This window comes from Betaproteobacteria bacterium (assembly GCA_009693245.1).
GTDB lineage: Bacteria > Pseudomonadota > Gammaproteobacteria > Burkholderiales > SHXO01 > SHXO01.
Map to the genome: position 1 here is coordinate 18,616 of SHXO01000037.1, position 9,992 is coordinate 28,607.

At 59.2% G+C, this 9,992-nt stretch carries 10 protein-coding genes and 1 tRNA gene; 10 read left to right on the top strand and 1 reads right to left on the bottom strand.

Translation table 11 applies throughout. The features are described from left to right. The first annotated feature begins 62 nt into the window (after positions 1–62). Genes EXR36_07980 through plsY form a run of 3 tightly spaced genes read left to right on the top strand, consistent with a single transcriptional unit; the run spans position 63 to position 2,048 of the window. Positions 63–560, top strand: a complete 498-nt coding sequence (locus tag EXR36_07980; protein MSQ59569.1) for a methylated-DNA--[protein]-cysteine S-methyltransferase — start codon at positions 63–65, stop codon at positions 558–560. Next, on the top strand, positions 466–1,443 hold the full coding sequence (gene xerD / locus EXR36_07985) for a site-specific tyrosine recombinase XerD (GenBank protein ID MSQ59570.1): 978 nt from the start codon (positions 466–468) through the stop codon (positions 1,441–1,443). Before EXR36_07980 ends, xerD begins: the two co-directional genes overlap by 95 nt. A 2-nt stretch (positions 1,444–1,445) precedes the next feature. Beyond that, positions 1,446–2,048, top strand: a complete 603-nt coding sequence (gene plsY, locus EXR36_07990; protein MSQ59571.1) for a glycerol-3-phosphate 1-O-acyltransferase — start codon at positions 1,446–1,448, stop codon at positions 2,046–2,048. Here plsY and tsaD read toward each other — a convergent pair. Continuing rightward, positions 2,045–3,055, bottom strand: a complete 1,011-nt coding sequence (gene tsaD / locus EXR36_07995) for a tRNA (adenosine(37)-N6)-threonylcarbamoyltransferase complex transferase subunit TsaD (protein MSQ59572.1) — start codon at positions 3,053–3,055, stop codon at positions 2,045–2,047. The two genes, plsY and tsaD, sit on opposite strands and share 4 nt — an antisense overlap. 104 nt (positions 3,056–3,159) lie before the next feature. On the opposite strand from tsaD, the gene EXR36_08000 reads away from it, so the two are divergent. From EXR36_08000 to EXR36_08030, 7 genes are all read left to right on the top strand, one after another. Next, complete coding sequence (locus tag EXR36_08000) at positions 3,160–3,372, top strand: 30S ribosomal protein S21 (protein MSQ59573.1); 213 nt, start codon at positions 3,160–3,162, stop codon at positions 3,370–3,372. 17 nt (positions 3,373–3,389) lie between these two features. After that, positions 3,390–3,836 (top strand): GatB/YqeY domain-containing protein, encoded by a 447-nt coding sequence (locus EXR36_08005; GenBank protein ID MSQ59574.1) that lies wholly within the window; start codon positions 3,390–3,392, stop codon positions 3,834–3,836. A 104-nt stretch (positions 3,837–3,940) separates the two neighbouring features. Continuing rightward, positions 3,941–5,695 (top strand): DNA primase, encoded by a 1,755-nt coding sequence (locus tag EXR36_08010; protein ID MSQ59575.1) that lies wholly within the window; start codon positions 3,941–3,943, stop codon positions 5,693–5,695. A 133-nt stretch (positions 5,696–5,828) separates the two neighbouring features. Further along, positions 5,829–7,754 carry an RNA polymerase sigma factor RpoD gene (gene rpoD / locus EXR36_08015; GenBank protein MSQ59576.1) on the top strand — a complete coding sequence of 642 codons (1,926 nt, stop codon included), beginning with the start codon at positions 5,829–5,831 and terminating at the stop codon, positions 7,752–7,754. Positions 7,755–8,136: 382 nt separating this feature from the next. After that, on the top strand, positions 8,137–8,538 hold the full coding sequence (speD, locus tag EXR36_08020) for an adenosylmethionine decarboxylase (protein MSQ59577.1): 402 nt from the start codon (positions 8,137–8,139) through the stop codon (positions 8,536–8,538). Between the two features lie 14 nt (positions 8,539–8,552). Further along, positions 8,553–9,509, top strand: a complete 957-nt coding sequence (locus EXR36_08025) for a polyamine aminopropyltransferase (protein ID MSQ59578.1) — start codon at positions 8,553–8,555, stop codon at positions 9,507–9,509. A gap of 26 nt (positions 9,510–9,535) precedes the next feature. After that, positions 9,536–9,612: transfer RNA gene (locus EXR36_08030), tRNA-Met, on the top strand. Positions 9,613–9,992 lie beyond the last annotated feature (380 nt).

Below are 9,992 nucleotides of genomic sequence, written 5' to 3' on the forward strand. Positions count from 1 at the left end.
TTTTATTGGCTGCGGCGCTGTTGGTAGAATTCAGTCATGCGAACCGCGAGAGTTTTTGCCCGGTGAAATCCCCCCGCGAGCTTACCTCTGGATACTCGGCGTGTGTTGCGCTGCCATTCGCCGTGATTGGCGTGCGCACGCAGCACGACCGTCTGGTGGGGCTGGAATATCTTCCGCTGGGAGCAGCGACTCTTGCCCCCCTTGATGCCCTGGCCAAGGAAGTGACCAAACAGTTGCACGCCTTCATCAGGGATGCTCGGTTTCGCTTCGAACTGCCCCATGAAATTCATGGAACCGACTTTCAACGCAGCGTATGGGAGCGCATCACCATGATTCCCGGCGGCAGCACCCGAAGCTACGGAGAGATCGCCAAGAGCATCAAGACTTCCGCCCGTGCCGTGGGAACTTGTTGCGGCGCGAACCGTTTTCCGCTCATCATTCCTTGCCACCGCGTGGTGGCGGCCCATGGCATCGGTGGATTCATGCATACCCGCTCCGAGGGCACGGCACTCAATATCAAACGTTGGTTGCTACAACACGAAGGTGCTCTCCATCGATAGCGAGCCCGTGCTCGACGCTTTTTGCGATGCTCTTTGGCTGGAAGATGGCCTCTCGCCCCATTCGCTCGGCAGTTACCGGCGTGACTTGTTGCTGTTTGCCCAATGGCTGAAGTCCAGCCGGAAGACCCTTGTGGAAGCGGGCAGGACGGATGTCCTCGCTCACCTTGCCCATCGCATGCAAGGGGGCGCCAAGCCGCGCTCGGTGGCGCGCCAACTTTCGGCGCTACGGCGTTTCTACGCCTATCTGATGCGCCAGAATATTTGCGCGGAAGATCCCACGTTGCAAGTGGAAGCCCCCAAGCTACCGCGCGCGTTGCCCAAGAGTTTGAGCGAAGCCGATGTCGAAAATCTTCTGGCCGCGCCCAGCCTGAATACTCCTCTGGGCGTGCGCGACCGCGCCATGCTGGAGTTACTGTACGCCACCGGTTTGCGCGTGACCGAGCTCATCACGCTCGCCATGAACCAATTGAGCCATGACATGGGCGTGGTGCGCGTGCTGGGCAAGGGTAATCGCGAACGGCTGGTCCCCGTCGGCGAAGAAGCCTTGGATTGGGTCGCCCGCTATCTGCGCGAGGCCCGCCCCGCCCTATTGGGAGCGCGCGGCAGCGATGCCTTATTCGTTACGGCGCGCGGTGGCGCCATGGCGCGCAATGCTTTTTGGTACATTATTCGGCGCCACGCGCAAAGTGCCGGCATACACAAGGCGTTGTCCCCGCATACGCTACGGCATGCGTTCGCGACCCATCTACTCAATCACGGCGCGGATCTGCGCGTGGTGCAAATGTTGTTGGGTCACGCCGATATCTCGACTACTCAAATCTACACTCATGTGGCGCGCGAGCGCTTGAAGCAACTACATGCCAAGCACCACCCGCGAGGATAGCTATGACTGTTGCCGTGATCATTCTGGGATATTTGATGGGTTCCCTGTCCTTCGCCGTGATGACGGCGAAGCTCTTTGGCTTACCCGACCCGAGAACCTATGGCTCCGGCAATCCCGGCGCCACCAACGTACTGCGTAGCGGGAAGAAGCTGGCGGCTTTGATTACCCTATTGGGTGATGCGTCCAAGGGCGCCATCGCCATCGGAATTGCGCACGTGCTATTGGCCGAGAGCTCCCAACTCTCCACCGGCATCGCTTTAACGGGATTGGCGGCTTTCCTGGGGCATCTGTATCCCGTGTTCTTTCGGTTCAAGGGTGGCAAGGGCGTGGCCACGGCCTTGGGGATTTTGCTGGCCTTTCATTGGATGCTAGGGATCGCAGTGTTGGCGGTCTGGCTGGGCGTCGTGGGCGCTACGCGCTACGTTTCCCTGGCAGGCGTAGTGGCTGCCGTGGCTGCCGCACCGGTCGCGGCCTACTTGAGCGCCAGTGCCGTGATGGTGATGGCGGTTTCCGTGATGGGATTACTGATCCTTTGGCGCCACGGTGGCAATCTGCGCCGGTTGCGAGCCGGAACGGAAAGCAAGGTGTTCGCGAACAAGTCCTAGATTTGCGGCAGGTCCGCCAAGTCCCATCGCGGGCGCACTCCAAAGGAGAGGGACGCACAGGCCCCGTCCAGTCTGAGAGCACCCGCCAGTGCGATCATGGCGCCATTGTCGGTGCAAAACTCCAGGGCCGGATAGTGGATCGTGAAGCCGTTCTTGCGTGCGGATTCGTCCAGCACGGCGCGCAAGCGTTGATTAGCCCCCACCCCTCCGGCCACCACTAGGGTTTCGATTCCCGTGCTTCGCATGGCCGCCGTGGTCTTCGCCGCTAGCACTTCCGCCACCGCGTCTTGGAAGCTGGCCGCCAAGTCCGCGGCGCCTTGAGGATCCGTAGCTTCACGGCGCAATGTGGAGAGCACCGCAGTCTTGAGTCCGCTGAAGCTGAAATGAAGATCGTTACTGTGCAGCATCGGCCGGGGTAAGCGGTAGCGTGAGGCATCCCCGGAGGCCGCGAGCCTTGCGAGCGCGGGACCGCCAGGGTAGCCCAGCCCTAGGAGTTGCGCTGTCTTGTCGAAAGCTTCCCCAGCAGCATCGTCCATGGTTTCGCCGAGGAGTTCGTATCTTCCGAGGGCGGCGACCCGCATCAATTGCGTGTGCCCCCCGGATACGAGCAATGCCACGAAGGGTAATGGTGGCGGGCTTCCGGAGAGAAATGGCGCAAGCAGATGGCCTTCCAGGTGATGCACGGGGACGGCAGGAATTCCCAGGGAGTAAGCGAGCCCTTGCGCCGCGCTGGCACCTACCAACAGCGCGCCCGCCAAGCCCGGTCCGGCCGTGTAGGCGATTGCGTCCAAATCGCGCGGCGATTGGCTGCTTTCCCTCAGGATTTTGTTGAGGAGAGATGGCAGCCTCCGGATGTGATCGCGAGAAGCCAATTCGGGCACCACCCCCCCGTACTCCTGGTGCATGGCCACCTGCGAATGCAGGGCGTGCGCCAGCAATCCGCGCGTGCTGTCGTAAAGCGCGACACCAGTTTCGTCGCAGGAGGTTTCGATGCCAAGAACGAGCAAGGGAAATGACTTTGAGAGAAATTTCTAGAAGACGCGCCTGAAAAGAGTTCTGATATACTCCGCCGCTTTCCAATTTCAGGCCCTGGCTAAAAGGTTCAACGTAGATGACAACTGTACGCGTAAAAGAGAATGAGCCCTTTGAGGTGGCAATGCGCCGTTTCAGGCGCACTGTCGAGAAAACAGGTCTTTTGACCGAACTGAGGGCGCGCGAATTCTACGAAAAGCCTACCTCGGAACGCAAACGCAAACTGGCCGCCGCAGTGAAGCGCCACTATAAGCGCATCCGCAGCCATACATTGCCTCCTCGGATGTTCTAGGATCCGCCGGTTCATCCGTGAGTCTCAAGGAGCGCATCACCGAAGACATGAAGGCAGCGATGCGCGCCAAGGAAGCGGGGCGCCTATCCGCGATTCGCCTGTTGCTCGCGGCGCTGAAACAAAGAGAGATCGATGAGCGCATCGTGTTGAGCGATGAGCAGGTCTTGGCGGTCATCGACAAACTGCTCAAACAACGGCGCGATTCCATCAGCCAGTTCGAGGCAGCCGGACGGCAAGATCTCGCGGATAACGAAAAGTTCGAAGCCCAGATCCTCATGGGCTACATGCCGCAGCCACTACCAGAAGAGCAAATCGCGGCTTACGTGAGCGAAGCGATCGCCGCGGCGGGAGCAAAGGGCCCGCAGGATATGGGGAAGGTCATGGCGATCCTCAAGCCCAAACTTGCGGGCAGGGCGGACATCGGGAAGGTCTCCGGCTTGGTGAAGCACAAGCTCGCGAGTTAGCTCCGCCTCGCTGGTTTTTACGATAATCTCTGCCCTTTGGTGAAGGGGCGGTGCCAAGCGTGGCACCGGCATGGGATGGCGCGTTCGATCCTTTGCGTAGGGCAATGATTCCACAATCTTTCGTCCAAGATTTATTAGCCCGGGTCGACATCGTGGATGTGATCGACCCTCTCGTGCCGCTCAAGCGCGCGGGCGCTAACTTGGCCGCGTGCTGCCCCTTCCACGGCGAAAAAACCCCATCCTTCACCGTTAGCCCGTCAAAGCAGTTCTATCATTGCTTTGGTTGCGGTGCTCACGGTTCGGCGGTTGGATTTCTCATGGAGCACCTCGGCCTCGGATTCGTGGACGCCATCAAGGAATTGGCGGGCCGGGTGGGTATGAGCGTCCCCGAAGCCCAGTTCACGACCGATGCGCCCGCTTCGCGCAGCCGGGTGGAAGGGCTTCTTCCCGTCATGGAGCACGCCCAGCGGTTCTACAAGAAAGAATTGAAGCGCTCCGAGCGAGCCATCGAATATCTGAAAAGCCGCGGGCTATCCGGCGAAATCGCGGCGCGCTACGGTGTCGGCTATGCGCCAGAGGGCTGGCAAAACTTGTCGGCTGTCTTCGAGCGCTACGACTCCCATGACCTGGCCGAAGCCGGGCTTGTCATCGACAACGACTCCGGAAAACGCTACGACCGCTTTCGCGACCGCATCATGTTCCCCATATCCGATGCGCAAGGGCGGGTGATCGGATTCGGAGGCCGCGTGCTCAATAGCGGCGAACCCAAATACCTCAATTCGCCAGAGACGCCCTTGTTCGAAAAGGGCCGTGAAGTCTACGGCCTTTTTCAAGCCCGGCAAGCCATTCGCGCCGCGGGGCGCGTCGTGGTGGTGGAGGGCTACATGGATGTGGTGGCGCTTGCGCAATTCGGAGTGCAGTACGCCGTGGCCACCTTGGGCACGGCCACTACCCCTACCCACGTTCAAAAACTGCTGCGCCAAACCGACGAAATCGTGTTCTGCTTCGACGGTGACAATGCCGGGCGCCGCGCCTCCTGGAGGGCACTGGAAAACTCCATCGGGCAGATCAAGGACGGTAAGCAGATCCGGTTCCTTTTCCTCCCCGAAGGCGAAGACCCCGATAGCTATGTGCGCCGCTTTGGGCCGGAGGGTTTCGTCAAGCTTCTGGCTTCCGAGTCCCTCGCGTTGTCGGCGTTTTTGCTGAGGGAGCTGACTGGCCGGGTGGACATGGCCACGGCGGAAGGCAAGGCCAAGTTCCTGGAGGACGTGAAGCCCTTGTTGGGCCAGATCAGCGCACCCCTGCTCGCATTGACGATGCGAAAACGAGTGGCCGAGGTATCAGGGTTGGCGGAGGCTGAAGTGCTAAAGGCGCTGCAACTGCGCCCCGCTGCCGAAGTTCGGGCGCGAGTGCCGAATTCCCCAAGGTTGCGCTCGGCCTTTAGGACCTTTCTTGAGATCCTTGCCTACCGCCCCCAGTTGGCGGGATCCATCACGGACCTTAACCGCTTTAATACCCATGGCCTTGAACTGATACAGGTTACCAGCCTTGAGTTGGAGTTTCTGCATGCCTTGCTACCCGCCTTGCGCGCGGGTGGTGAGAAGTTCAATCTAACCGAAGCATTTCGCGGCACCACGCTCGAGGCGGTGGCACAGGAAGTGGAAAGATCCACCATGGAGTGGGACGAACTGGGCCTTGATGAGGGCCAACTCAAACAAGATTTAGAGGGAGCATGGCGGGCCATGCAAGAGCAAGTGAGGAAGGCACGCCAGAGGGGGCTCATGGAAGCGCTGAAAGAGCGTGGCTGGACCCCAGAAGAAAAGGAGCAGTTTCGGCTCCTTCAACAGCCAGTGATTTGAGCTTCATTTCAAGAAACCTTTTCCCTTGAGCAAGGTCACCTTGCTAGAATGGAGGGTTTTTACGGTAAGCGGGGCGCAGTCTTGGGCAATTTCGAGGCATCCAGAAGCCGGACCTAGAAAAAGAGGACCTTACATGGCGAGAAAGAGTAGAGAAGAGAAGAAACGCGAACGGGACGCATTGAAGCGGGCCGCGGTCCGGGTCGAACTACACGCGGACGACGCGGAAACACGGCGCACCCGGTTAAAGAATCTGATCGTGCTGGGTAAGGAGCGCAATTACCTCACTTACGCGGAGATCAACGATCACCTGCCAGACGATATGCTGGATGCCGAGCAGATCGAAAGCATCATCAGCATGATCAACGACATGGGCATCCAGGTCTACGACGAGGCGCCCGATTCCGAGCAGCTCCTCATCCTGGCCGAGGCCAATCCGCCCGCGCCCGACGAGGACGCGGCGGAGGAAGCCGAACAAGCCCTTACCACCGTGGATTCGGAATTCGGCCGAACCACCGATCCCGTGCGTATGTACATGCGCGAGATGGGATCCGTGGAGTTGCTCACGCGCGAGGGCGAGATCGAAATCGCCAAGCGCATCGAGGACGGCTTGCGGCACATGATGCAGGCCATTTCCGCTTGCCCTTCCACCATCGGCGACATTCTGCTGTTGGCCGAAAAGGTCACCAAGGATGAACTGCGCATCGACGAAGTCGTGGATGGCCTGGTCAATCCCGACGCGGGGGACGATGTTCCGCCCGAAATCTCCGAGGAGGAGACGGAAGAGGACTTGGACGCCGAGACCGAGGAAGACGAAGCCGGCGTGCAAAGCGCCACCTTGCTCCAGTTGAAGCAAGACGCCTTGGTCCACTTCACGGCCATCGCCGAAATTCGCGGCCGCATGATGAAGGCCTTGCAGCGCTACGGCAGCAAGAGCAAGTCTTACCTCAAGGCTCAAGAAGCGCTGACGGCGGAGTTGATGAGAATCCGCTTCACCGCGAAACAGATCGAAGCCCTGTGCGACAGCGTGCGCAAACTGGTGGACGAGGTCCGCGGCAACGAGCGCTCCGTCATGGAGATTTGCGTCGAAAAAGCCGGCATGCCGCGCTCTCACTTCATCAATAATTTTCCTGGCAACGAGGAAGACGTCGAATGGATCAAGCGTGAAATCGCCTCGCGCAAACCCTACGCCGAGACGCTTGCCCGCTTCGCGCCAGCCATCGTCGAGCAGCAACAGCGCTTGATCGGCCTACAGCGCCGCGTATCCATTTCGCTGCGCGATTTGAAGGAGATCAACCGCCAGATGTCCACCGGCGAGGCCAAGGCCCGCCGCGCCAAGCGCGAAATGACCGAGGCGAACCTGCGGCTGGTGATCTCCATTGCGAAGAAATACACCAACCGGGGTTTACAGTTTCTGGATCTGATTCAAGAGGGCAACATCGGCTTGATGAAGGCAGTGGACAAATTCGAGTACCGCCGCGGCTACAAGTTTTCCACGTACGCCACTTGGTGGATTCGCCAGGCCATCACCCGCTCCATCGCGGATCAGGCGCGCACCATCCGCATTCCGGTGCACATGATCGAAACCATCAACAAGATGAACCGCATCTCGCGGCAAATCTTGCAAGAAACCGGGTTGGAGCCCGATCCGGCCACGCTGGCGGTGAAGATGGAAATGCCCGAGGACAAGATCCGCAAGATCTTGAAGATCTCCAAGGAACCCATCTCCATGGAAACGCCCATTGGAGACGATGACGACTCCCACCTGGGCGATTTTATCGAGGACCATAACACCCTTGCTCCAGTGGACGCCGCAGTCTACAGCAGCCTGCGCGAGGCCACCAAGGAAGTCCTGGACACCCTGACGCCTAGGGAAGCCAAGGTGCTGCGCATGCGGTTTGGCATCGAGATGAACACCGACCATACCCTTGAGGAGGTGGGCAAGCAGTTCGATGTCACGCGCGAACGCATTCGCCAGATCGAGGCAAAAGCGCTACGCAAACTGCGACATCCATCGCGCTCCGAGCGGCTGCGCAGCTTCCTCGATACCGAGTCGTCCTAGGAGTTACTCGAACGGCATTTCGAGCGCTAATGCGGGACCTAGAAAACGCTTCACATGCCGGTTCGATTGATGCACAATTCGCCCCCTGCGCGTGGTCTTGGCGCCGCTCGCGGGGTTTGTTTTTGCGCACGGTCCCTGACGAGGGTACCACTCTCTGACTGGGGCGCGAATTCGCGAGGCTATGGGATAAGAAACTCGTTAATGGTTTCTGACTTCCCGGGGCCGAGCGAGCGTCCGTTTGCCTTGGACCGGGGCAGCGGCTGTTTGGGGTGCGGCGTACACGGTAGTGGGTAGTTAGCGTATGCATCGCACCTGGGGATAGACCGGGACTCCTGGGCCCGGCGTTTTTCGTTACTTGTTTAACTTAACAAGGAGGGTAACGATGACGCTTAGCCTTCAAGCAGCGACCTCAGTTGTTGAGAAGTCTGCAGCAGGCCTTCATCTTATCGGCGATCTCTACGAGTGCGCCAGCGAGAAGCATTACATGCTCGACGCCAACGTGCTCCGGGATCATTGTGTATCGCTTGTACGCGCATCGGGACTCACCGTTGCCGGCGAACTGTTTCACCAGTTCCCCGGTGAAGGCGGCGTCACCGGCGTGGTGGTGCTTGCGGAATCGCACCTGTCCATTCACACTTGGCCGGAGCGTGGCTATGTCACGATCGACGTCTACGTGTGCAACTACAGTTGCAACAACCGCGAAAAAGCCAAGAAACTGTTTGACGCACTCATAGAAACCTTCAGGCCGGCCGATCCTCGTCTTGTATCGGTGGATCGCGCCTGAGCGAGACTTCTGAAGTGCCGAATGTGAAGGCTTCGTCCGCCTTCCTGGCCGAGCAGGTAAACCCGAACTACGGGTTTTTCCTGCGCGCCGGGGCGCCGCTGCTTTCCGGCCGCACGCAGTTTCAAAGCATCGAGGTGTTCGACACCCCGATATTCGGCCGCGTGCTGCGCCTGGATAATGTATTCCAGACCTCCGAGGGCGACGAGTTCTTCTATCACGAGAACCTGTGCCACGTACCCGCCGTCTCCCACCCGGAGCCCAGGCGCGCATTGGTCATCGGAGGCGGGGATGGCGGCGCGGCGGAAGAGTTGTTGAAGCACCGCACCATGGAGCGCGTGGTCGTTGCCGAACTGGATCAGGGCGTCGTGGAGGCCTCGAAAAAATATCTCGGCAAAATCCACAACGGCGTCTTCGATGATCCCCGCCTGGACGTGCGCGTCATGGATGGTAAGGCCTACATCGAAACCACCCACGACCGTTTCGATCAAATCGTCATCGATCTCACCGATGCCTCCGGCCCTTCGCTGGCACTCTACACAACGGAGTTCTACGGTGCGTGCAGGCGGGTGCTGGGAGAGCAAGGCGTGCTCTCCCTACACCTCGAATCGCCCATCGCCCATCCGAATACCTTCAACCGCATCGTGAAGACTCTTCAGTGCGTATTCAAGATCGTGCGCCCCTACCTCGTGTACGTTCCAACCTATGGCAGCCTGTGGGGCATGGCGTGCGTTTCCGATCTTGCCGATCCTCTCGCACTGAGCGCGCAGCAAGCCGATGCGCGCATCGCCGAGCGCGGATTGCATAGTCTTCAGTATTACAACGGCGATACCCACCGCGCCGTGTTCGCGCATCCCAATTTCGTGCGCGAACTTCTTTCCCAAAGCGCCGCGCCACTGACGATGGATAACTTGGTGGCGGGGGAAGTGATTCCCACGGAAGAACGCGGTAAGCTTGTAGTGGAGCAAAGGTAGCCGGTTTTTTAGACTACCTTCAGGTAGGGCCTGTAGCTCAGTTGGTTAGAGCAGAGGACTCATAATCCTTTGGTCCTGGGTTCGAGTCCCAGCGGGCCCACCATCAGCGCTTGCGCTGAGCCGGAGTGCTCACTAACGCGCTTCTACAAAACCCGGCTCTTTTCTACAAAATCAAATCCACTGCATAGTGCAGCGGTCCTCTTCTCAACGAAGTGGCTTGACCTTCTCGCCTTTCCTGTTTCGCGTGTAGTGCTGCGTCATCGTTTGGTGTTTGTGTCCGAGTGTACCGCCTCCAATTATCTGGACACGCTTTAGCAACTCAGGCCGCCATTTGTTGAGTATAAGCCTGACGGACTTCAAGGGGTGACATGAAGCCCATTTTCTCAAGACGCCAATGGCGATTGTAGCGTTCCTTGAACTCTAGAACAGCGACCCGAACCTCGGAGAGGTTCTTGAAGATGCGCCCATGAAAGACCTGCTCCT

Excerpts from the sequence above, each read along its gene's own strand:
- EXR36_08010 (MSQ59575.1), top strand. The coding sequence starts at position 3,941 with ATGATTCCACAATCTTTCGTCCAAGATTTATTAGCCCGGGTCGACATC.
- plsY (MSQ59571.1), top strand. The coding sequence starts at position 1,446 with ATGACTGTTGCCGTGATCATTCTGGGATATTTGATGGGTTCCCTGTCC.
- EXR36_08000 (MSQ59573.1), top strand. The coding sequence starts at position 3,160 with ATGACAACTGTACGCGTAAAAGAGAATGAGCCCTTTGAGGTGGCAATG.
- rpoD (MSQ59576.1), top strand. The coding sequence starts at position 5,829 with ATGGCGAGAAAGAGTAGAGAAGAGAAGAAACGCGAACGGGACGCATTG.
- xerD (MSQ59570.1), top strand. The coding sequence starts at position 466 with ATGGCATCGGTGGATTCATGCATACCCGCTCCGAGGGCACGGCACTCA.
- speD (MSQ59577.1), top strand. The coding sequence starts at position 8,137 with ATGACGCTTAGCCTTCAAGCAGCGACCTCAGTTGTTGAGAAGTCTGCA.